This is a genomic window from Streptomyces sp. DH24, from assembly GCF_029813775.1.
Classification (GTDB): domain Bacteria; phylum Actinomycetota; class Actinomycetes; order Streptomycetales; family Streptomycetaceae; genus Streptomyces.
The window spans coordinates 1-21,516 of the sequence record NZ_JARVKW010000044.1; the positions used below are offsets into that span (position 1 = coordinate 1).

Below are 21,516 nucleotides of genomic sequence, written 5' to 3' on the forward strand. Positions count from 1 at the left end.
GGGGGACGGGGCATCGAGAGTGCGGGGCACGGTGACGGCCTGCGGAGCCTGGGCCGACTCCGACTCGGACTGCGATCCCGACTGCGATTCCGGCTCTGACTCCTGCCCCTGCCTCTGCCCCTGCTCACCCTGCGGCTCATGACGAGCGTCGGAGCTCTGAGCGGCGTCGGAGCCCTGGCCCGCGTCCGCGTCCCGACCGGCGTCCGGCCCTGGCGTGCGGGCCGCTCCGGCCGGGGGCCGGTCGCCGTCGGCGCGTGAGCCCGTCAGCACGGCCCGCGGACGCTCCGATCCCCGTGGGTCCTGTGCGTTCTGCGGGCTCTGTGGACCCTGTGAGCGCTGTGCGTCCCGCGGGCCGTGTGCATCCTGTGGACCCTGCGCGCCCTGCGAGCCGTAGGCGCCCGCGCCGGGCCCCATGTCGCCGATCTCGTCGGCGAGTTGGTGGACGACGATGCCGTGCCGGAAGGCGACCTCGCCGACCTCGGCGCAACTGCTGCCGTACACGGAGAGGCGGTTGCCGTCCTCCTGTGCGACCTCGACGGAGCGTTGCGCGGTACGGGCGTCCTTGGCGAGGAGCGCGGCCAGGCGGGCGGCGTGCGGGGTGCGGACGGCGACGCGGGGGCGCAGCCGGGTGCGGGCGAAGTCGGTGGCCTTCTGGTCGGCGACGACTCGGCCGTCGTCGAGGGTGATGACGTGGTCGGCGGTGCGGGCGGCCTCCTTGGGGTCGGCGGTGGTGAGCAGGACCGTGCCGCCCTGGTCGGCGTAGGCGCGCAGCAGGCCGTGCAGCCAGCGGCTCTCGCGGGCGGAGAGTTCGCCGGCCGGGTCGTCGAGGACGAGTGTGTGGGGGTCGGCCAGGAGCGCGCCGGCCAGTCCGAGGCGGCGGTCCATGCCGCGTGAGAGGGTGCCGAGGCGTTCGTCGCGCAGGCTGACGAGGCCGACGGCTTCGAGGACTTCGTCGGCACGTCGTACGGGGACGCCCGCGGCGGCGCAGAGCATGCGCAGATGGCCGCGTACCGTGCGGGACGGGTGTCCCGGTACTTCGCCCAGCAGGACGCCGACTTCACGTGACGGGTGGGTGATGCGGTGCAGGGGGCGGCCTCTGAAGTAGGTGATTCCCCGGCCCGGTTGAAGTTCGAGCATGAGTCTGAGTGCCGTCGTCTTGCCCGCGCCCGGTGCTCCGAGCAGCGCGGTGACGCGGCCGGCGTGTGCCTCGAAGGAGACGTCGTCGACGGCGGGCGGAAGCTCTTTGCGGGGCTTGCTGGTCAGTCCGATGGCCTGGATCACCCGCAGCAAGATAGCGTGCTATGTCCGGTTTTCCGGACACCATGCGGGGTGCTCGCAGGGCAGGGATGCGGCTTGTCGGACCCGTGTTCGCCGTTCGTGCCGGGGCCGGTGGGGCCGGTACCGACCGCCCCTGTCTGCGTCGCCGTCGACCGTGCCGTACGCGGCCGTTGACGGTCGGCCCTCGGCGGACGGTCAGACCTCGGGGCGCAGCATCGGCGGGTTGAGGAGGGTGGCGCCGCCCGCGCGGAAGAGCTGGGCCGGGCGGCCGCCCTGGCGTGTAGTGGTGCCGCCGGTGGGGACGAGGAAGCCGGGCGTGCCCGTGACCTTGCGGTGGAAGTTGCGCGGGTCGAGCGCGACGCCCCACACGGCCTCGTAGACGCGGCGCAGCTCGCCGACGGTGAACTCGGGCGGGCAGAACGCGGTGGCGAGCGAGGAGTACTCGATCTTGGATCGGGCGCGCTCGACCCCGTCGGCCAGGATCTGGGCGTGGTCGAAGGCGAGCGGTGCCAGCGGTTCGCCGTCGCGGCCGTGGCCGCCCTGCTGCAGCAGTTCCTCGACCGGTGCCCAGCGTGCGTTGCTGGCGTCGCCGCCGGCCCGGGGTGCCGGGAGGTCGGGGGCGAGGGCGAGGTGGGCGACGCTGACGACGCGCATCCTGGGGTCCCGCTTGGGGTCGCCGTAGGTCGCGAGCTGTTCCAGGTGGGCGCCGTTGTCCTGGGCGGGGACGGCGGGGTCGTGGACGCGCAGCCCGGTTTCCTCGGCGAGTTCGCGTGCTGCCGCCTGCGCCAGGTCCTCGTCGTCCCGCACGAAGCCGCCGGGCAGGGCCCAGCGTCCCTGGAACGGGGGTTCGCCCCTGCGTACCGCCAGCGCGCACAGGGAATGGCGGCGCACGGTCAGCACGACCAGGTCCACGGTGACGGCGAAAGGCGGAAAGGCTGACGGGTCGTAGGGCATGCGGCGATCATAGTCGTCTGCCTGACGATAAACACTCCCTTCGTCGGTCTCGTCGCCGGTTGATCCACTTCGGTCCGCGCGGGGCGTCGCGCGGGGCCGGTGTGGGGCGTGGTGGTGCGTTGTGCCAGGTCGTGGCCCCGGACGCGGGCCCGTCACCGTCCGGGGGTGGCTCGTGGGTCAGGGCAGGTGCCGGTCGCTCACTCCTCCCCCTCGGTCGTGCCGCGTGCCGGGCGCACGCCTCCGGCGCGGGAGGCGCGGCGCTGTCCGCCGTCCTTCGCGGCGGGACGTGGACGGGTGCTCCGGGGCCGGGTCCCGTGGGTGGTGCGGTGCCGGTTCTTGGCGGTGCTCGTGACGCGCGGTCGCGGTCGGCGGCGGGTGGGTTCCGGGGCCGGGTCGGGTTCGGTGGTGGCCGGGCTTTCCGTCGCCTTGTCGGGGTCCGGGCCGGGACCGGTGCCGTTCTCCTGCCGCCGTCCGCGCTCGGCGCGTTCCGCGCGCAGGCAGCGGCGGACCGACTCCGGGTCCAGGCCCTGGTTGCAGGCCTGGTGCAGCAGGCGGGCGAAGAGGTAGTCGGGGTCCGCGCCGAGGGCCATGGCGAAGGCCTCCCTGGCCTCCAGTTCGTCGCCGGTGGACCAGGCGACCCAGCCGGCGAGGGTGAGCGGCGCGGCGGCGTGTTCGCCGTACGGGCCGGCGCAGCGCCGGGCCAGGGCTCGCCAGAGGCGGAGGGCGGGGCCGGCCTCGTCGCCCTCCATCCACTCGGCGGCGCGGTCGCGTGTGGCGCGGTCCTGGAGGCCGAGGATGAGGGTCGCCGCCTCGTCGGCTCCGAGCAGTTCGTCGTCGCGGAGGTCGGCGGTGAGGGTGCCGGTCGCGGCTGGGGCCTCGGCGAAGCGGCTCATGATCCGTTCGGCGAGGTGGATGGTCTCCTCGGCGACGTCGGCGCGGCTGGCGTCGTCGAGGATGCGGGAGACCAGGGCCATGCTGGCGGTGTCGAGGGCGACTTCCTGTTCGAGCGCGGCGGAGTTCTCCCTGGGGAGGAGCCGGGCGCGCAGTTCGCGCAGGGTGCCGCGCACCTGGATGCCGGCGTAGGTGGCCGCGGCGGCGACCACGGAGGTGCCGGGCAGGCCCATGGCGACTCCCTCCGCGGGGCAGCACGCCTCGTTGTCGCAGCAGTAGGACCAGAAGCGGCCGTCGGAGATGCACAGCGCCTCGACCACCGGCACGTCGAGGTTGCCGCATTCGACGCGGACCTGGTGGGCGAGGGGCCGCAACCGCTCCATGACCTGCCGTCCCGATGCGCCGGCCGGCGGTTCCTGGCAGAGGTAGGCGACCATCTGGCCGGGTCGGGCGCCCCGGCGTTCGCTGCCCGTCACCAGGCCGTGGACCAGTTGGCGGGCGGCGGACGGCCAGTCGTCGGCGTTCGCGGGGATGCCGAGCCTGGCCCGGCCGCCGAACCTGCCGCGGCCGTCCTGGTCGGTCAGGGCGACCAGGACGATGCTGTCCTCCGGCCGGTAGCCGAGGAGATACGGCAGGGCGTCGGCGAGTTCGGCCGGGGTGCGCAGGGTGACCTGGTGGTCGTCGAAGGCCGGGCTCCCGAGGGAGATGTCCCCCGTGTCCGCGGTGATGTCGCCGTTCTCGGAGGGGCCGGTCGTTTCGCTGTGATTCGTCATGCGGCGACGATCTCGCGGATTGCGAGGGTCCGCTTGAACCTGTGGACAAGTCCGATCAGGGACACGTCACGGCGGGCCCCGGGCCCGTTCGTCGTCCACAGCGGCAGGCGGGCTGTCGGTCCCGTCCTGTTGTATGGAACGCATGGAGCACACGAGCAACGCGGAACTCCGGACCGCCGCCGACACCGTCCTCGCCCGTCTCGTCGGGGACGCCACGGGCGCGGCCCGGCTGCGCGAGGACCAGTGGCGGGCCATCGAGGCACTGGTCGCCGAGCGGCGCCGGGCCCTGGTGGTGCAGCGCACGGGGTGGGGCAAGTCCGCGGTCTACTTCGTGGCGACGGCGCTGCTGCGCTCGCAAGGCGCCGGTCCCACGGTGATCGTGTCCCCGCTGCTGGCGCTGATGCGCAACCAGGTCGAGGCGGCGGCCCGGGCGGGCATTCACGCCCGGACGATCAACTCGTCGAACACGGAGGAGTGGGACACGGTCCAGGCCGAGATCGCCGCCGGCGAGGTCGACGTGCTGCTGGTCAGCCCGGAGCGGCTCAACAATCCGGACTTCCGTGACCAGGTGCTTCCGAAGCTGGCCGCCGCCACCGGGCTCCTCGTGGTGGACGAGGCGCACTGCATCTCGGACTGGGGTCACGACTTCCGGCCGGACTACCGGCGGCTGCGGACCATGCTGGCCGATCTGCCGCCCGGCGTTCCGGTGCTCGCGACCACGGCGACCGCCAACGCGCGCGTGACCGCCGACGTCGCCGAGCAGCTCGGCACCGGCGGCTCCTCGGACGCGCTGGTGCTGCGCGGCCCGCTGGACCGGCAGAGCCTGAGCCTGCACGTGCTGCGGCTGCCGGACGCGGCCCACCGGCTGGCGTGGCTCGCCGACCACCTCGACGAGCTGCCGGGCTCCGGCATCGTCTACACGCTCACGGTGGCCGCCGCCGAGGAGGTCACGGCGTTCCTGCGGCAGCGCGGCCACACCGTCGCCTCGTATACCGGGAAGACGGAGAACGCCGACCGGCAGCAGGCCGAGGAGGACCTGCTCGCCAACCGGGTCAAGGCGCTGGTCGCAACCTCCGCGCTGGGCATGGGCTTCGACAAGCCGGACCTCGGCTTCGTGGTGCACCTGGGCTCGCCGTCTTCCCCCATCGCCTACTACCAGCAGGTCGGCCGCGCGGGCCGCGGCGTCGAGCACGCCGAGGTGCTGCTCCTGCCGGGCAAGGAGGACGAGGCGATCTGGCAGTACTTCGCGTCGCTGGCGTTCCCGCCGGAGGACCTGGTGCGCCGTACCCTCGACATCCTCGCGCACGCGGACCGGCCGCTGTCGCTGCCCGCCCTGGAGCCGCTGGTGGAGCTGCGCCGCTCGCGTCTGGAGACCATGCTGAAGGTTCTCGACGTGGACGGGGCGGTCAAGCGGGTCAAGGGCGGCTGGATCGCGACCGGTCAGCCGTGGACGTACGACACGGAGCGGTACGACTGGGTCGCGCGGCAGCGCAGGGCCGAGCAGGACGCCATGCGCGCGTACGCGGCGACGGCCCAGTGCCGGATGGAGTTCCTGCAGCGGCAGCTGGACGACGAGGGCGCCAAGCCCTGCGGCCGCTGCGACAACTGCGCGGGGCCGCGCTTCAAGGCGGACGCGTCGGCCGACGCGGTCGGTGCGGCCCGGGCCGATCTGGGCCGGGCAGGCGTCGAGGTGGAGCCGCGGCGCATGTGGCCGACCGGCCTTCCGGCGATCGGCGTGGACCTGAAGGGGCGCATTCCGGCCGGTGAACAGGCCGCGCCCGGGCGGGCCTTGGGACGGCTGTCGGACATCGGCTGGGGCAACCGACTGCGGCCGATGTTTTCCCCGCAAGCCTCCGACGGCCCCGTGCCCGACGATGTCGCGAAGGCCGTGGTGGGTGTGCTCGCGGACTGGGCCAAGGGCCCCGGCGGCTGGGCCTCGGGGGCCGAGGACGCTCCGCCGCGCCCCGTCGGCGTGGTCACCGTCGCCTCGCGGACCCGGCCCCAGCTGATCAACTCCCTCGGGGCGCACATCGCGGAGGTCGGCCGGCTGCCGCTACTGGGCTCGGTCGAGTACACCGGTGAGGCTCCGCCGTCCTCCCGGAGCAACAGCGCCCAGCGGCTGAAGGCGCTCGACGGGGCGCTGACCGTGCCGCCGGCGCTCGCGGCCACGCTCGCCGAGGCGCGCGGCCCGGTGCTGCTCGTGGACGACTTCACCGAGACCGGCTGGACCCTGGCGGTCGCGGCCCGGATGCTCCGCCGGGCGGGCGCCCAGGGGGTGATGCCGCTGGTCCTCGCCGTACAGGGCTGATGCCGAGCCGGGCGGGTACCCGGAGTGAGGCGGTGCGCGCGGCCACACCTCCGACACCCATGCCCACACACGCGACCCCTGGACGCGTCGAACGAGTTCCGGCGAACTCCCAGGCGTCACCGGGTGGTGTGGTGGGCATCCATAGAGGAGGGATATAAACGGCGTACCGCTCGATAACGGTCGGTGGCCCCAATTGCTCGTTGCCGCATCCCAGTTCGAGAGGAAGAATTGAGGTCCGCTCCCCGCACGGCTCGTCCGTGATCAGGCAGGGCTCAACTGCGGTGCGCGGTCCCCCGAATCCGACCCCGCCCGCAGTGTGGGCGCGTAGCCGAAGGGAGGAACGTGACCTTCGGATTCGCTCCGTCCTCGGCGGCCTCTTTGTCGACGTCCGCCACCTCTGCCAATCGTCTGCTCGAGCCCGCGGAATGGGCCGCCGCCGGGATCCCGCTGCTGCGCAATCCCCGCGAGGTCGTCAGCGGACTGCACACCCGGCACCGCCCGAGACCCGAAACGGCCGTCGTGGCCGTGCTCGACCCGGACGACCGGCTGCGGGCGAGCGCCTCGTTCACGCGCCGCCAGGCGCAGGCCGACGGCTGGATGTGCCGCAACGCCCTGCTCGCCCAGTTGCGCCGGGTCATCCCGCACGATCTGCGCCGCCGCACGCCGGTGCGCACCGCCGTGCTGCTGTACTGCCGTGAGGGCGACGCGCGCTGGACGGAGGAAGACGGCGCGTGGATGTGGGGGCTGCGGGACGCCTGCACGCTGCACGGGCTGCGCTGCGGGGCGTACATCACGCTGACCCGGGACGGCTGGCAGGTACTCGGCGAGGGGCGCGGTGGGCGCCGGCCCAGTGCGGAGTCGACGCCGGAGCCGTTCGCCACGTCGGAGGCGCCGCCACCGCCGCCGAGGACCGGCGGTGTCCCCTCGGACGTGCTGCGCCGCGTGGCGGCCCGCTGAGCCCGCCGGGCTCCTGAGCACTCGGGGAACCCGGACGGAACGTTCCGCCGCGCCAACCTGCCGCGCACGCACGCATGACACGACGGTGTTCGCCACGCTCCCCCGAGCACGGCGGGGTTCCGCGTACGCCGAAGGTCCGCAGGAGCGGAACGGGAGTTCCAACGCCGCTTGACGACCCGGCGTCCCTCCGGACGCGCGGTGACGGCTCAGACGCCCGCGCCCAGCACCGAGTTGATGCGCTGCGGGTCGCCGCAGACGATCAGCAGGGCACCGGCCCGCGAGTGGGCCGTGGCCAGGGCCGCGGCGGCGGCCGTTTCCGAGCCGCCGTTGACGGCGACGACGACCACGGGACGCTCGGCCGCGCGGGCCACGACGGCGGCGTCCGCGTAGAACACGTCGTCGCCCGCGTCGTGCTGAGCCCAGTAGGACTCTTCGCCGAAGGACAGTTCGTGGGCGGCCCACGGGTGCGGGTCGCCGGTGGTGACCACCAGGATGTCGCCGGGCGCGCGACCCGAGTCCAGGAGCAGGTCCACGGCTTCCTCGGCGGCGTCGAGGGCACCCTCGACCGACGCCGGGATCAGCTGGATCTGCGGGCCGGCCGAACCGGCGGGCGCGGCCGGTGCCGACGGTCCGGGCTTGGCGGCCGCGTCGCGCGGGGTGCGCTGCGCCGGCGCGGTGGCCCGCAGAGGGCCGGGGCGACCGGGCCGCGGCGGGGCCACGGGGCGGGGGCCGGGTACGGGGCGAGGGGTCGGCGCGGTACGGCCGTTGGCCGGGGTGGCGCGGGGACCCTGGGCACTCTCGTGAATCTGAGGCTCCTCGGGAATGAGAGGCATGAGCTGATGTTTATCAAACGCTGGTGCGGCTCGCGTGGGCGGGTGGCCCTTGAGTGCACGCGAAACGTCAGAAATCGAAGCCGAGCTGGCCATCGATCTCCGGCACGCCCGCGTTCACCAGGCTGCGGACCTTCTTGAGGTGCCGCCACCTGGGCAGCGCATCAAGATACGCCCACGACAAGCGGTGGTGCGGGGTGGGGCCCCGCTCCTCCAGTGCGGCCTTGTGCACGGGCGACGGATACCCGGCGTTGTCCGCAAAACCGAAGTCTGCATGGTCGATACCCAGTTCGGCCATCATTTTGTCGCGCTGGACCTTGGCGATCACCGAGGCCGCCGCGACCGCCACGCACGACTGGTCGCCCTTGATGACGGTCCGGACCCGCCAGGGGGCGCCGAGGTAGTCGTGCTTCCCGTCGAGGATCACCGCGTCGGGGCGGACCGGCAGGGCTTCCAGGGCGCGCACCGCGGCGAGCCGCAGCGCGGCCGTCATGCCCAGGTCGTCGATCTCCTCCGGGGAGGCGTGCCCCAGGGAGTACGACGTCACCCACGTCCGCAGCGCCTCGGCGAGTTCCTCGCGGCGCTTGACCGTGAGGAGCTTGGAGTCGGTGAGACCCTCGGGGGGCCGGCGCAGTCCGGTGATCGCCGCGCAGACGGTGACGGGACCGGCCCACGCGCCGCGCCCCACCTCGTCGACACCGGCAATGACCTTCGCTCCGGTCGTGGCGCGGAGGGAGCGCTCGACGGTGTGAGTAGGCGGTACGTACGGCATGGCGCCCTTAGCGTACGCCGCCCGGAACCTTCGGCGACACCCCGGTCCCCCGGGCGACTTCGGCGCTCCCGGAGCCCGCCGTCAGGTGCCGGCCGGGCGGAGCAGCGGGAGCATCAGCCGGTCGATCAGCTCTTCGAGTTCCCGGTCGCTCCATTCACTGCTGCACATTTTCGAGCGGTACATCATCATCGCCGGGATGACGTCGAGGACGTAGCTGTCGTCGGCGTCCGGGCGGACCTCTCCGCGCTCGATTCCGCGGACGACGATCTCTCTGATCAGACGCACGGTCGGCTCGACCACCCCGGAGAAGATCACCGCGTGGAAGCGTTCCGCCTGACTGGGATCGCATTCGTGAATGACGGAGCGCAGTGCGATGCCGGGGCGGGAGTACATCGCGTCGCGCGCCCGCAGGCACAGCGCCAGCAGGTCCTCGCGTACGCCGCCGAGGTCGGGCGCCTCCTCCAGGCGCGGCAGGCCGGCCTGCAGGGCGTCGGCGACGAGGTCCTCCTTGGAGGGCCAGCGCCGGTAGACCGCGGCCTTGCCGGTCTGGGCCCCGGCGGCGACGCCCTCCATGGTGAGGCCGTTCCAGCCGACCGTGCTGAGCTGCTCCAACGCGGCGTCCAGGATGGCGCGTTCGAGCACGGCGCCGCGCCGGCGAAGGGAGGCCTGCCGAGCGGGGGCGGCCGTCCAGCGCGAGGTAACCATCGGTGTCTCCAGCGAACAGGGAAGCGGGTTTTCGGAGGTGGGGCTCCGCCCGGGCGGCGTCGGGGACACGCCGCAGGTGCGGTAAGTCAAGTGAACGCTTGCGTTCACTACTGGGGCTCACTACCGTTGAGCCCAACAGTGAACGCGAGCGTTCACTAAGCGACGCGTGGGGGACTCATAGTGACACCCTCTCCATTGATGCACGACCAGAAGCCGGGTGCGGCCCGCCGGGAAGGGCACCCCGGCATCGCGCTCACCGTCATCGCGGCCTGCCAACTGATGGTGGTACTGGACGCGACGATTGTGAACATCGCGCTCCCGCACATTCAAGAAGCCCTCAAGTTCAGCACCACCGACCTCACCTGGGTCGTCAGCTCGTACACGCTCACCTTCGGCGGTCTGCTGCTCCTGGGCGGCCGGGCCGGTGACATCCTCGGCCGTCGCCGGGTCTTCATGACCGGCATCGTCCTGTTCACGCTGGCCTCGCTGCTCGGCGGGCTCGCGCAGGAACCGTGGCAGCTGCTCGCGGCCCGTGTCCTGCAGGGCGTGGGATGCGCGATCGCCTCACCCACGTCACTGGCGCTCATCACCACCACGTTCCCCGAGGGCCCGGAGCGCAACCGGGCCTTCGGTGTCTTCGCCGCCGTATCCGCCGGCGGCGGCGCCATCGGCCTGCTCGCCGGCGGCATGCTCACCGAGTGGCTGGACTGGCGCTGGGTGCTGTTCGTCAACGTGCCGATCGGCATCCTGATCGCCGTGCTCACGCCGCTCTACATCACGGAGTCCGAGCGGCACACCGGCCGCTTCGACATCGCGGGCGCGGTGACCTCGACGGCGGGCATGGCGTCGCTGGTCTACGGCTTCATCCGGGCCGCGGACGAGGGCTGGCGGGACAACCTGACCGTCGGTTCGTTCGGTGCCGCCGTCGTGCTGCTGCTGGCGTTCGTGTTCATCGAGAGGCGGGCAAAGGAGCCGATCACGCCGCTGCGGATGTTCGCCGACCGCAACCGCTCGGGCACGTACGTGATCATGCTCAGCCTGGCCGCGGCGATGTTCGGCATGTTCTTCTACATCGTTCTCTTCGTGCAGAACGTGCTCGGTTACACGCCCATCCAGGCCGGTCTCGCCTTCCTGCCGGTGACCGTCGTGATCGCGCTCGGCGCGGGTCTGTCGCAGCGGTTCCTGCCCGTGCTCGGCCCCAAACCGTTCATGGTCGTGGGCTCGGTGCTCGCGCTCCTCGGCCTGGCCTGGCAGGCCCTGATCAGCTCCGACAGCTCCTACGTGGGCGGGGTCCTCGGACCCATGCTCGTGTTCGGCTTCGGCATGGGGCTCAACTTCGTCACGCTCACGATCACGGCGGTCTCCGGTGTCGCCCTGCACGAGGCGGGCGCGGCGTCCGGGCTGCTCAACACCACGCAGCAGGTGGGCGGCTCGCTGGGCCTGTCCATCCTGACGACGGTGTTCGGCACGGCCAGCAGGACCGAGGCGGAGAAGCAGGTGCCGGACTTCCTGGCCAACGCGACGCCGCAGCAGAAGGCGGAGTTCGCGCAGACCCGGCAGCTGCCCGGCCCGTGGGGGCACGATGTGCTCGCGCAGGGCATCTCGGTGGGCTTCGTCGCCGCCGCGGCCATGACCGTACTCGCCGTGATCACCGCGGGTGTGGTGATCCGGGTCCGCAAGAGCGACCTGGACGCGCTGTCCGGGGCGGGGCCGGTGATCGGCTGAGGGGTGGAGGGCGCGGTAGTCCCTGGGGCGGAGGGGAAGGCCGACCGTCCGTCCGAGGCGCAGGGGAAGTCCCGGCGGCCGGCGCCGGCCCGCCCACGGCGCCCAACCGCGCCGTCGCCTCTCGGACCGCCGCCGCTCAGCCCGCCGTCGGCATCCAGCCCGGCAGGCTCTCCGTCCGTGCCAGCCACTCCGCGGGCGGCGTGCCCGCCTTGGCCGAGGCGATCACGCCGCCCACGATCGCGCAGGTCGTGTCCACGTCCCCGCCGGCCTGCGCGGTCGTCCAGAACGCCTGCTCGTAGTCACCGAGGCACCGCGCGGCCGACCACAGGGCGAAGGGCACCGTGTCGTGCGCCGTCGTACGCCGTCCGCAGCCCAGGACGGCGGCGACGGTGCCCGCGTCGGCGTAGTCGAGCATGTCGAGAGCCCGCCGCAGGCCCGCGCCGACCGCGCTCTTCTTCGGCACCAGCCCGATGACCCCGTCGAGGAGCCCCTCGGCGCTCGGCGGCCCATCCGGAGCCGCGGCCAGCGCGGCGGCAGCGGCGACGGCCATCGCGCCGACCACGGCCTCACGGTGCTGGTGCGTGGGGTAGGCGGAGATCTCCGCCTGGTGCGTGGCCTGCTCGGGGTCGTCCGCGTACCAGGCGCCCAGCGGGGCGATCCGCATCGCGGCGCCGTTGCCCCAGGAACCCTGTCCGTTGAACAGCGCGGCGGACAGTTCGCGCCAGTCGCCGCCCTCGCGGATCAGCCTCAGCAGCCGGTTGACGGCCGGGCCGTAGCCGCGGTCGAAGTCGTGGTGGTCGGCGAACGAGTGCGCCAGCGCGTCCTGGTCGATGCGGTGGTGGACGGTGAGGACGGCGACGACGGAGCAGGCCATCTCCGTGTCGTCCGTCCACTGCCAGGGACCGTCGGGCAGCTCGCACCGCTTGAGCAGCGGGTAGTTCACCGGAACGAAGAACTGTGAGCCCAGCGCGTCCCCGACCGACAGTCCGCGCAGGGCTGCCAGGGCCCGCTCCAGGCGGCCGTCGGGTCTTTCGGGTGAGGAGTCAGCGGTCATGGCTCTGCCACTCTATCCAGTGATCCCGTACGGCTCCGGATCACGCCAGCGTTCGAACGGCCGGTCAAGCGTGTACTTGCCGTCGTCCCCGAGAACGAGCATCCGCAGCTCGCCGTTCCCCGGGTTGGCCAGCGACTCGAACTCGGCGACCGTCCAGTGGAACCACCTCATGCAGAACAGCCGCATGGCCAGGCCGTGCGTCACGATCAGGACGTTCGGCGGGTGGTCCGGCGCCTCGAAGCTGCGGAACAGGCTCTCCAGGAAGCCGCCGACCCGGTCGTACACGTCGGCCCCGGACTCGCCCTGCGCGAAGCGGTAGAAGAAGTGGCCGTAGGCGTCCCGGTAGGCCTTCTGGAGGCGGACGTCGTCGCGGTCCTGCCAGTTGCCCCAGTCCTGCTCGCGCAGCCGGGGCTCCTCACGCACGCGTATGAGCCCGGGGTCGAGGTGGAAGGCGCGCAGCGTCTCGTGCGTGCGGCGGTACGGGGAGACGTACACGCTGACCCGCTCGCGGCCGAACAGGTCGCGCAGTGTCTTGCCCGTCTCCTCGGACTGCCGCCAGCCGCGTTCGGTGAGGGCGAGAGCGTGGTCGGGCTCCCGCTCGTAGACGGAGTCATCAACATTGCCCGTTGACTCGCCGTGCCGGACAAGGACGATGCGCCGTGGTCGTGCCATGCCAGCACACTAGATCGGGTCGGCGGCCGTCTAGCACCCGTACGGGCCCCATACGGCGTAGGTCACACCAATCCCGCACGACGGCACGCGCGTGCCGCCCGTCGGGAAGGTCCGGAAATCAAACCGTCCAGGCGCTCTCCAGGTCCACGACGTCCCCCGTGAGGGCGGCGATGTCGGCCTCGGTCTGGGCCCGCAGGGCGAGCCGTTCCACCCGTTCGGTGCGGTACTTGCCGTGCTCGGCCGCCGAGCGCCACATGGACAGGATCAGGTACTCGTTGCCGGGCGCCTCGCCGAACAGCCCGCGGATCATGCCGGGCGAGCCGGCCATCGCCGGGTTCCACACCTTCTCCTGCATCAGGACGAAGTGTTCGGCGCGCTCCTCGCGCACGCGGCACAGCGCGACCCGCAGCAGGTCGGCGTCCGTGAAGCGCGGCTCGAAGCCGGTCTTCACGTCGAAGCGGTAGTCGAACAGCCGCACCTGGGCGTCCTTGAAGGTGCCCGACTGGGCCGTCGCGAGCCGGTCGTGGGAGCGCGCCATGAAGGAGTCGTAGAAGGCGCGGCTCTCCCAGAACGCGAAGATGTGCGCCACGTCCGGCCGCCCCCGGCTCCAGCCACCGCCCTGTCCGCGAAATCCCGGCTCCCCCAGAAGCCCCGCCCATTTCCGCTGTCCCCGCTCGAACCCGCGACGGTCCACCACGGTGCAGCGAATCCACTTGACCAGCACCGCGCCATCGTAAGGCCACGGAGCGTGGCGCCGGTCACGCTCGGCCCCACCGCTTCCCGGCGCGGGGACGTGCCTGCGTGGGAGGATGACAATCGGCCCCGACTGCGCGGCAGTTGGGGAGGACGCGCAGGGACAGGTACGGGGAAGGGGATAAACCGGTGAACGGTCTGGGCAAGGGAATCCGCAAGGTCGAGGTCTCGCTGAGGTGGGATCCGAGTCCGGCGGGAGAGTCGCCCGCCGATCTCGACCTGGTCGCCGGCGTGTACCCGGCGAGCGATCCGCACGGCGACGCCGCGTATCTGGTGCACTTCGACAGCCGCTCCCCCGACGGCACGATCACGCTCAACCGGGACAGCAAGGACGGCATCGGCTTCGGCTGGGACGAGGTCATGACGCTGGAGCTCGACCGGCTCGACGCCCGGTACGGGCGCGTGGTGCTCGGCGTGGTCATCCAGCAGCGCTCCAGCGACAAGACGTTGGGTAGCGTGGCCAACGTGGGCCTGCGCATCCGCGAGGGCTACACGGTGCTCGCCGAGGACGACTTCGGCGGCGTCCTCGGCGCGACGGCCGCGACGGTGGCCGAGTTCGTCCGGGACGAGACCGGCGCCTGGGACTTCCGCCCCGGCGTGCACGGCTCCGACGCCGACCCGGCCACGTTCACGAGGACGATGGGCGCGGCGCGCCGCTGAACGCCCGCGGGGACAGGGGGAAGGGGACCGGCCAGCGGGCCGGTCCCCTTCGTCGTCTCAGCGCTCGGCGCTCAGCTCGCGGTCAGCTGCAGCCGCTCGTCGAGCCGCAGCCCTCGCAGATGTAGCAGGAGCCCGCCCGCTGCATCTTCGTGCCGCAGGAGAAGCAGAGCGGGGCGTCCGCCTGGATGCCCAGTTGCATCTCCACCAGTTCGGCGCTGGTGTGGGCCTGCTGCGGGGCCGGCTTGGCGGCCTCCACCTCGGCCTTCGGCGTGGCGACGGCCTTCAGCTCCTGGGCGCGCGGCGCCGACTGGGCCAGGCCCTCGACGTCGACCTCGTCGTCCGACGGCTCGTAGGAGCCGGTCTCCAGGTGGCGCTGACGCTCCTCGGCGGAGTGGATGCCGAGTGCGGAGCGCGTCTCGAAGGGCAGGAAGTCCAGCGCCAGGCGGCGGAAGATGTAGTCGACGATCGACTGCGCCATCCGCACGTCCGGGTCGTCCGTCATGCCGGCCGGCTCGAAGCGCATGTTGGTGAACTTCGAGACGTACGTCTCCAGCGGCACGCCGTACTGGAGGCCGACGGAGACCGCGATGGAGAAGGCGTCCATCATGCCCGCGAGGGTCGAGCCCTGCTTGGACATCTTCAGGAAGACCTCGCCGAGACCGTCGTCCGGGTAGGAGTTGGCGGTCATGTAGCCCTCGGCGCCGCCGACGGTGAAGGACGTGGTGATGCCGGGGCGGCCCTTCGGGAGACGCTTGCGGACCGGCCGGTACTCGACCACCTTCTCGACCGCGGTGCGGATCGTCTCCTCGGCCTTCTCGGTGATCTCGGCCTTCTCCGCGTCCTTGGCGGCCGTGGTGTCCTTGCTGTCCTTGGTCTTCGCGGAGAGCGGCTGGCCGACCTTGCAGTTGTCGCGGTAGATGGCGAGCGCCTTGACGCCCAGCTTCCACGCCTCGTAGTAGATCTCCTCGACCTCCTCGACGGTCGCCGTCTCCGGCATGTTGACCGTCTTGGAGATGGCGCCGGAGATCCACGGCTGGATCGCGGCCATCATGCGGACGTGGCCCATCGGGGAGATGGCGCGCTCGCCCATGGCGCAGTCGAAGACCTCGTAGTGCTCGGGCTTGAGGCCGGGGGCGTCGATCACGTTGCCGTGGTCGGCGATGTGGGCGACGATCGCCTCGATCTGCTCCTCCTGGTAGCCCAGGCGGCGCAGGGCCTGCGGGACGGTGCCGTTGACGATCTGCATCGAGCCGCCGCCGACCAGCTTCTTGAACTTGACCAGCGCGAGGTCGGGCTCGACACCGGTGGTGTCGCAGGACATCGCGAGGCCGATGGTGCCGGTCGGGGCGAGCACGGAGGCCTGGGAGTTGCGGAAGCCGTTCTTGTCGCCGAGGCGGACGACGTCCTGCCAGGCCTCGGTGGCGGCGGCCCACACCGGGGTGTCCAGGTCGTCCATGCGGACGGCCTTGGCGTTGGCGTCGGCGTGCTGCTTCATGACGCGCTTGTGGGCGTCGGCGTTGCGGGCGTAGCCGTCGTACGGGCCGACGACCGCGGCGAGCTCGGCGGAGCGCCGGTAGGCGGTGCCCGTCATCAGGGAGGTGATGGCTCCGGCGAGGGAACGGCCGCCGTCGGAGTCGTAGGCGTGGCCGGTGGCCATCAGCAGGGCGCCGAGGTTGGCGTAGCCGATGCCGAGCTGGCGGAAGGCGCGGGTGTTCTCACCGATCTTCTGGGTCGGGAAGTCCGCGAAGCAGATCGAGATGTCCATCGCGGTGATGACCAGCTCGACGACCTTCTGGAAGCGGTCGGCCTCGAAGGACTGGTTGCCCTTGCCGTCGTCCTTCAGGAACTTCATCAGGTTCAGCGAGGCCAGGTTGCAGGACGTGTTGTCCAGGTGCATGTACTCGCTGCACGGGTTCGACGCGGTGATCCGGCCGGACTCGGGGCAGGTGTGCCAGGTGTTGATGGTGTCGTCGTACTGGATACCGGGGTCGGCGCAGGCCCAGGCGGCCTCGGCGATCTTGCGGAACAGCTGCTTGGCGTCGACCTCCTCGATGACCTCGCCGGTCATGCGGGCGCGCAGGCCGAACTTGCCGCCGTCCTCGACCGCCTTCATGAACTCGTCGTTCACGCGGACCGAGTTGTTGGCGTTCTGGTACTGGACGGACGTGATGTCGTCGCCGCCCAGGTCCATGTCGAAGCCCGCGTCGCGCAGGACGCGGATCTTCTCCTCTTCCTTGACCTTGGTCTCGATGAAGTCCTCGATGTCCGGGTGATCGACGTCGAGGACGACCATCTTGGCGGCGCGGCGGGTGGCGCCACCGGACTTGATGGTGCCGGCGGAGGCGTCGGCGCCACGCATGAAGGAGACCGGGCCGGAGGCGTTGCCGCCGGAGGACAGCAGTTCCTTGGAGGAACGGATGCGGGACAGGTTCAGGCCCGCGCCGGAACCGCCCTTGAAGATCATGCCCTCTTCCTTGTACCAGTCGAGGATCGACTCCATGGAGTCGTCGACGGACAGGATGAAGCAGGCCGAGACCTGCTGGGGCTGCTTGGTCCCGACGTTGAACCAGACAGGGCTGTTGAAGCTGAAGATCTGGTGCAGGAGGGCGTACGCCAGCTCGTGCTCGAAGATCTCGGCGTCGGCGGGCGAGGCGAAGTACTTGTGGTCCTCGCCGGCCTTCCGGTACGTCTTCACGATGCGGTCGATCAGCTGCCTGAGGCTGGTCTCGCGCTGCGGGGTGCCGACGGCACCGCGGAAGTACTTGCTGGTGACGATGTTGACCGCGTTCACCGACCAGAAGCCGGGGAACTCGACGCCGCGCTGCTCGAAGTTGACCGAGCCGTCGCGCCAGTTGGTCATGACGACGTCACGACGCTCCCACTCCACCTCGTCGTAGGGGTGGACCCCAGGGGTGGTGTGGATGCGCTCGATCCGCAGTCCCTTCCCGCCCTTGGTGCTCTTGGCTCGGGAACTCCGTGCCGGACCGCTCGCCGTCTCTGTCATGCCGCCTCCCTGTACGGGCGAAAACGCCCTGAAGTGCCCCGATTGTTCCCGTGGCACGGTGTTCTGTCTGGTGTTGCGGGCATCTCGAACGCCGCCCGCAACAGGTCTTCTCCATCGCCGCCGCACGGCCGGCCCCGGTCTCGTGGTCCGGGTCCGGCCCGCCGGTCAGTCGGCGGCGCCCGCGGGTTCGGGGACCTGCCCGGTTCCCGTCGGCCCGCGGTCGCCTTCCTGGCTCCCCGCACCCGCGCCCTCGCGGTCTCCGTCGACCGCGGCGGTGCGTCCCGTCTGCTGCCTCAGCTCCGCGATCGCGGCCTCGAAGTCCTCCAGCGAGTCGAACGCCCGGTAGACGGAGGCGAATCGCAGGTAGGCGACGAGGTCGAGCTCCTGCAACGGGCCGAGTATGGCCAGCCCCACGTCGTGGGTGGTCAGCTCGGCGCTCCCGGTGGCCCGCACCGCCTCCTCGACCCGCTGGCCGAGCTGGGCGAGCGCGTCCTCGGTGACAGGTCGCCCCTGGCATGCCTTGCGCACACCGTTGATGACCTTGGTACGACTGAAGGGCTCGGTGACTCCGGACCGCTTGACCACCATGAGCGAACACGTCTCCACGGTCGTGAAACGACGGGAGCAGTCCGGACACTGGCGGCGCCTGCGGATCGACGTGCCGTCGTCGGTCGTACGGCTGTCGACGACGCGGCTGTCGGGGTGCCTGCAGAAGGGGCAGTGCATGGTTCCCAACCCTCCTCACAGCAGACTCATTGACCTCGCCGGGCCACATGAGCCCCACGAAGCAGCCCCAAGCATAGGCGATCTCCGCGGACCCGAAGACCCGGGGGACCACAACTTCTGGGCTGCTGATGCAATCCAACCACTAGATGTGGGACTTGGCTCATACATACGCCGTACGCGCGTGTCGCAGCCGGGTCGCCGCGGAGGATGCGGAGATACCGTGGGCGCCGCACGGAGGGGACGTGCGACTCCCGCACAGACGGAGGTGCGGCCCGGACCGGCGGAAGGCCGGATGGCAGACTGGGCGACGCCCCGCGGGGCTGCCGTCCCGGCGGTGAAGAGTACAACAATGGGCCCTTTTGCCCGCCTTTTGCCTACCTCGGCAGCACGGAAGCAATACACCTGGACACATGATCGCGTCGAGCGAATCGCGATTTTTCACTCGAACGTGTGTTTGGCGCAACCTTTCGAAAGCAACTACCGTTGTGCAGCAGGGAGACCATCGAGAGGGGCCGACGACGTGACCACGACCGCAGACAGTGCAACCATCACTGCCCAGGACCGTTCCCAGGGCCGACTCGAGCCGGTGCACGCGATGAACGAAGCCACGAATCCCGAGGGGCACAAGCGCTCCCTGCCCGGGCGACCTCCAGGCATCCGGGCGGACAGTTCCGGGCTCACCGACCGGCAGCGCCGGGTGATCGAGGTCATCAGGGACTCCGTGCAGCGTCGCGGTTACCCGCCGTCGATGCGGGAGATCGGCCAGGCGGTGGGCCTGTCCAGCACGTCTTCGGTCGCGCACCAGCTGATGGCACTCGAGCGGAAGGGCTTCCTGCGCCGCGACCCGCACCGCCCCCGGGCCTACGAGGTGCGCGGCAGCGACCAGGCCGCCTCCGTGCAGCCCACGGACACCGCCGGCAAGCCCGCCGCGTCGTACGTTCCGCTGGTGGGCCGCATCGCCGCCGGTGGCCCGATCCTCGCCGAGGAGTCGGTCGAGGACGTCTTCCCCCTCCCTCGTCAGCTCGTCGGCGACGGTGAGCTGTTCGTCCTGAAGGTCGTCGGCGACTCGATGATCGAGGCCGCCATCTGCGACGGCGACTGGGTCACGGTCCGCCGCCAGCCCGTCGCCGAGAACGGCGACATCGTGGCCGCCATGCTCGACGGGGAAGCCACCGTCAAGCGCTTCAAGCGCGAGGACGGCCACGTCTGGCTGCTCCCCCACAACTCCGCCTACGAGCCGATCCCCGGCGACGACGCGACCATCCTGGGCAAGGTGGTCGCCGTACTCCGCCGCGTGTGAGCTCCGTGGCGGGCGGGCCACGCCGCCGCCCGCTCCCTGACCGGGCCCCGGAACCCCTGCGCCGGTTCCGGGGCCCTGTGCTGCGCGCCTGAGCCAGTCCACGAGGTGGCGCCTGCCGCGCGACGGCGCGCCTCGCGGAACCGGTCTAGGCCTGCTGCGTCTCCACCTGCTGGGCCGCCGCGTCGATCGCGGCGAGGGACTTCCGCACCTGGTTGCGGTCCGTGGTGTACCAGAAGTCGGGCAGTGACGCCTTGAGGTAACTGCCGTAGCGGGCCGTCGCCAGCCGCGGGTCCAGTACGGCGACCACGCCGCGGTCCCCCGAGGCCCGGACGAGACGGCCGGCGCCCTGGGCCATGAGCAGCGCCGCGTGCGTGGCGGCAACCGCCATGAAGCCGTTGCCCCCGGCGTCCTCCACGGCCTTCTGGCGGGCGCTCATCAGCGGGTCGTCCGGGCGCGGGAACGGGATCTTGTCCATGACGACGAGCTGGCAGCTCGGCCCCGGCACGTCGACGCCCTGCCACAGCGACAGCGTGCCGAACAGGCAGGTCTTCGGGTCGGCGGCGAAGTTCTTGATCAGCTCGCCGAGCGTCTCCTCGCCCTGGAGCAGGATCGGGTACTCGGGAATCCGGGAGCGCAGTTCCTCGGCGGCGAGCTGGGCGCCCCGCATCGACGAGAACAGCCCGAGGGTGCGGCCACCGGCCGCCTGGATCAGCTCGGTCAGCTCCTCCAGCATGTCGGCCCGGTCACCGTCCCGCGCGGGGCGGGCCAGGTGTTTGGCGACGTAGAGGATGCCCTGCCGGGGGTAGTCGAAGGGCGAGCCGACGTCGACGCCCTTCCACTGCGGCTGGTCCTCGCCCTCGGTGCCCTCGGGGGCCAGGCCCAGGGAGGCACCGACGCCGTTGAAGTCGCCGCCCAGCTTCAGGGTCGCGGAGGTCAGCACCACGGAGCGGTCCGCGAACAGTTTCTCCCGCAGCAGGCCCGACACGGACATGGGGGCCACGCGCAGGGAAGCGCCGAAGCGGTCGTGCCGCTCGTACCAGACGACGTCCCACTCGTGGCCGTGGGTGATGCGCTCGGCCACGTCGTGGACGTTCTCCACGCTGGCCAGCGCCTGCTTGCGGACCGCGTCCTCGTCCTGGACGGACTTGTCGCGGGTCGTGCCGAGCGCGGAGATCACCGTGCGGCACGCGTCGCGCAGGGCCATCAGCGCGTAGCCGAGGTCCTCCGGGATCTCCTCCAGGCGGCCCGGCAACGCCAGCTCCATCAGCCGCTCGAAGCCCTCGGCGGCGGTCTGGAGCTGGTCGGCGGCCTTCTCGTTGACGAGCTTCGCCGCACGCCGCACCGCCCGGTTGACCTGGCCGGGGGTGAGTTCGCCGGTGGCGACGCCGGTGACGCGGGAGACCAGCTCGTGCGCCTCGTCGACGATCAGCACCTCGTGCTGCGGGAGGACCGGGGCGCCCTCGATGGCGTCGATCGCGAGCAGCGCGTGGTTGGTGACGACGACCTCGGCGAGCTTGGCACGCTCGCGGGCCGTCTCGGCGAAGCACTCGGCGCCGTACGCGCACTTGGTGGCGCCCAGGCACTCGCGGGACGACACCGACACCTGGGACCAGGCCCGGTCGGAGACGCCCGGCGTCATGTCGTCGCGGTCGCCGGTCTCGGTCTCGTCGGCCCAGTCGCGCAGCCGCAGCAGGTCCTGGCCCAGTTTGCTGGTGGGCGCGGCGGCCTCGAACTGGTCGAAGAGGCCCTCCTCCTCGTCCTGCGGGACGCCCTCGTGCAGGCGGTGCAGGCACAGGTAGTTCGACCGGCCCTTCAGCATGGCGAACTCCGGGCGGCGGCGCAGCAGCGGGTGCAGCGCCTCCACCGTGCGCGGCAGGTCCCGCTCCACCAGCTGGCGCTGCAGGGCCAGCGTGGCGGTGGCGACCACGACCCTCTCCCCCTGCGCGAGCGCGGGCACCAGGTAACCGAGCGACTTTCCGGTGCCGGTGCCGGCCTGGACCAGCAGATGCGAACCGTCGTCGATCGCCTGGGAGACGGCTTCGGCCATGGCCACCTGGCCGGGGCGCTCCGTACCGCCGACGGCGGTGACGGCGGCGTGCAGGAGTTCGGGGAGTGAGGGCTTCGTCATAGCCCGACTACCCTACGGCCCGGCAC

Annotated in this window: 17 protein-coding genes; 5 read left to right on the plus strand and 12 right to left on the minus strand. The window is 71.7% G+C overall.

The genetic code is table 11. The features are described 5' to 3' along the window. From QC282_RS27060 to QC282_RS27070, 3 genes are all read right to left on the minus strand, one after another. A partial coding sequence (locus tag QC282_RS27060) for an ATP-binding cassette domain-containing protein (protein WP_279552188.1) occupies positions 1-1,281 on the minus strand: 1,281 nt, incomplete at its 3' end. Positions 1,282-1,473: 192 nt separating this feature from the next. After that, positions 1,474-2,232, minus strand: a complete 759-nt coding sequence (locus QC282_RS27065; protein ID WP_279552189.1) for an NUDIX hydrolase — start codon at positions 2,230-2,232, stop codon at positions 1,474-1,476. Between the two features lie 197 nt (positions 2,233-2,429). Beyond that, the gene (locus tag QC282_RS27070) at positions 2,430-3,896 is read right to left on the minus strand and encodes a DUF4192 domain-containing protein (RefSeq protein WP_279552190.1); all 1,467 of its coding nucleotides are present in this window, start codon (positions 3,894-3,896) and stop codon (positions 2,430-2,432) included. A 142-nt stretch (positions 3,897-4,038) separates the two neighbouring features. Here QC282_RS27070 and QC282_RS27075 point away from each other — a divergent pair, with 142 nt between their 5' ends. Next, a complete protein-coding gene (locus tag QC282_RS27075) occupies positions 4,039-6,204 on the plus strand; it encodes a RecQ family ATP-dependent DNA helicase (protein ID WP_279552191.1) in 2,166 nt (721 codons plus the stop codon). 342 nt (positions 6,205-6,546) lie between these two features. Further along, on the plus strand, positions 6,547-7,161 hold the full coding sequence (locus tag QC282_RS27080) for a hypothetical protein (protein ID WP_279552192.1): 615 nt from the start codon (positions 6,547-6,549) through the stop codon (positions 7,159-7,161). A gap of 206 nt (positions 7,162-7,367) precedes the next feature. Here QC282_RS27080 and QC282_RS27085 read toward each other — a convergent pair whose 3' ends face one another. The 3 genes from QC282_RS27085 to QC282_RS27095 all read right to left on the minus strand — a co-directional run bounded on the left by QC282_RS27085 (position 7,368) and on the right by QC282_RS27095 (position 9,468). Further along, the gene (locus QC282_RS27085) at positions 7,368-7,994 is read right to left on the minus strand and encodes a hypothetical protein (protein ID WP_279552193.1); all 627 of its coding nucleotides are present in this window, start codon (positions 7,992-7,994) and stop codon (positions 7,368-7,370) included. A gap of 67 nt (positions 7,995-8,061) precedes the next feature. Then, on the minus strand, positions 8,062-8,763 hold the full coding sequence (locus tag QC282_RS27090) for a ribonuclease HII (protein WP_279552194.1): 702 nt from the start codon (positions 8,761-8,763) through the stop codon (positions 8,062-8,064). Between the two features lie 81 nt (positions 8,764-8,844). Beyond that, a complete protein-coding gene (locus tag QC282_RS27095) occupies positions 8,845-9,468 on the minus strand; it encodes a TetR/AcrR family transcriptional regulator (RefSeq protein ID WP_279552195.1) in 624 nt (207 codons plus the stop codon). A gap of 180 nt (positions 9,469-9,648) precedes the next feature. Between QC282_RS27095 and QC282_RS27100 the strand changes: the two genes are divergently transcribed. After that, the gene (locus QC282_RS27100) at positions 9,649-11,193 is read left to right on the plus strand and encodes an MFS transporter (protein ID WP_279552196.1); all 1,545 of its coding nucleotides are present in this window, start codon (positions 9,649-9,651) and stop codon (positions 11,191-11,193) included. A gap of 136 nt (positions 11,194-11,329) precedes the next feature. Here QC282_RS27100 and QC282_RS27105 read toward each other — a convergent pair whose 3' ends face one another. From QC282_RS27105 to QC282_RS27115, 3 genes are all read right to left on the minus strand, one after another. Beyond that, positions 11,330-12,247 carry an ADP-ribosylglycohydrolase family protein gene (locus QC282_RS27105; RefSeq protein ID WP_279552197.1) on the minus strand — a complete coding sequence of 306 codons (918 nt, stop codon included), beginning with the start codon at positions 12,245-12,247 and terminating at the stop codon, positions 11,330-11,332. Positions 12,248-12,259: 12 nt separating this feature from the next. After that, a complete protein-coding gene (locus QC282_RS27110; protein ID WP_279552198.1) occupies positions 12,260-12,919 on the minus strand; it encodes a histidine phosphatase family protein in 660 nt (219 codons plus the stop codon). 118 nt (positions 12,920-13,037) lie between these two features. Further along, positions 13,038-13,643, minus strand: coding sequence for a YdbC family protein (locus QC282_RS27115; RefSeq protein ID WP_279552199.1), 606 nt, complete (start codon positions 13,641-13,643; stop codon positions 13,038-13,040). A 158-nt stretch (positions 13,644-13,801) separates the two neighbouring features. Here QC282_RS27115 and QC282_RS27120 point away from each other — a divergent pair, with 158 nt between their 5' ends. Next, a complete protein-coding gene (locus QC282_RS27120; RefSeq protein WP_279552200.1) occupies positions 13,802-14,332 on the plus strand; it encodes a TerD family protein in 531 nt (176 codons plus the stop codon). 82 nt (positions 14,333-14,414) lie between these two features. Here QC282_RS27120 and QC282_RS27125 read toward each other — a convergent pair whose 3' ends face one another. Together QC282_RS27125 and nrdR are read right to left on the minus strand one after the other, a co-directional pair. Next, positions 14,415-17,336, minus strand: coding sequence for a vitamin B12-dependent ribonucleotide reductase (locus QC282_RS27125; protein WP_279552201.1), 2,922 nt, complete (start codon positions 17,334-17,336; stop codon positions 14,415-14,417). 165 nt (positions 17,337-17,501) lie between these two features. Continuing rightward, positions 17,502-18,062 carry a transcriptional regulator NrdR gene (gene nrdR / locus QC282_RS27130; protein WP_279552202.1) on the minus strand — a complete coding sequence of 187 codons (561 nt, stop codon included), beginning with the start codon at positions 18,060-18,062 and terminating at the stop codon, positions 17,502-17,504. Between the two features lie 520 nt (positions 18,063-18,582). On the opposite strand from nrdR, the gene lexA reads away from it, so the two are divergent. Beyond that, positions 18,583-19,362, plus strand: a complete 780-nt coding sequence (lexA, locus tag QC282_RS27135) for a transcriptional repressor LexA (RefSeq protein WP_210589133.1) — start codon at positions 18,583-18,585, stop codon at positions 19,360-19,362. 145 nt (positions 19,363-19,507) lie between these two features. Here lexA and QC282_RS27140 read toward each other — a convergent pair whose 3' ends face one another. Further along, on the minus strand, positions 19,508-21,490 hold the full coding sequence (locus tag QC282_RS27140; RefSeq protein ID WP_279552203.1) for an ATP-dependent DNA helicase: 1,983 nt from the start codon (positions 21,488-21,490) through the stop codon (positions 19,508-19,510). Positions 21,491-21,516 lie beyond the last annotated feature (26 nt).

Excerpts from the sequence above, each read along its gene's own strand:
- QC282_RS27065 (WP_279552189.1), bottom strand. The coding sequence starts at position 2,232 with ATGCCCTACGACCCGTCAGCCTTTCCGCCTTTCGCCGTCACCGTGGAC.
- QC282_RS27070 (WP_279552190.1), bottom strand. The coding sequence starts at position 3,896 with ATGACGAATCACAGCGAAACGACCGGCCCCTCCGAGAACGGCGACATC.
- QC282_RS27075 (WP_279552191.1), top strand. The coding sequence starts at position 4,039 with ATGGAGCACACGAGCAACGCGGAACTCCGGACCGCCGCCGACACCGTC.
- QC282_RS27085 (WP_279552193.1), bottom strand. The coding sequence starts at position 7,994 with ATGCCTCTCATTCCCGAGGAGCCTCAGATTCACGAGAGTGCCCAGGGT.
- QC282_RS27090 (WP_279552194.1), bottom strand. The coding sequence starts at position 8,763 with ATGCCGTACGTACCGCCTACTCACACCGTCGAGCGCTCCCTCCGCGCC.
- QC282_RS27095 (WP_279552195.1), bottom strand. The coding sequence starts at position 9,468 with ATGGTTACCTCGCGCTGGACGGCCGCCCCCGCTCGGCAGGCCTCCCTT.
- QC282_RS27105 (WP_279552197.1), bottom strand. The coding sequence starts at position 12,247 with ATGACCGCTGACTCCTCACCCGAAAGACCCGACGGCCGCCTGGAGCGG.
- QC282_RS27110 (WP_279552198.1), bottom strand. The coding sequence starts at position 12,919 with ATGGCACGACCACGGCGCATCGTCCTTGTCCGGCACGGCGAGTCAACG.
- QC282_RS27125 (WP_279552201.1), bottom strand. The coding sequence starts at position 17,336 with ATGACAGAGACGGCGAGCGGTCCGGCACGGAGTTCCCGAGCCAAGAGC.
- nrdR (WP_279552202.1), bottom strand. The coding sequence starts at position 18,062 with ATGCACTGCCCCTTCTGCAGGCACCCCGACAGCCGCGTCGTCGACAGC.
- QC282_RS27140 (WP_279552203.1), bottom strand. The coding sequence starts at position 21,490 with ATGACGAAGCCCTCACTCCCCGAACTCCTGCACGCCGCCGTCACCGCC.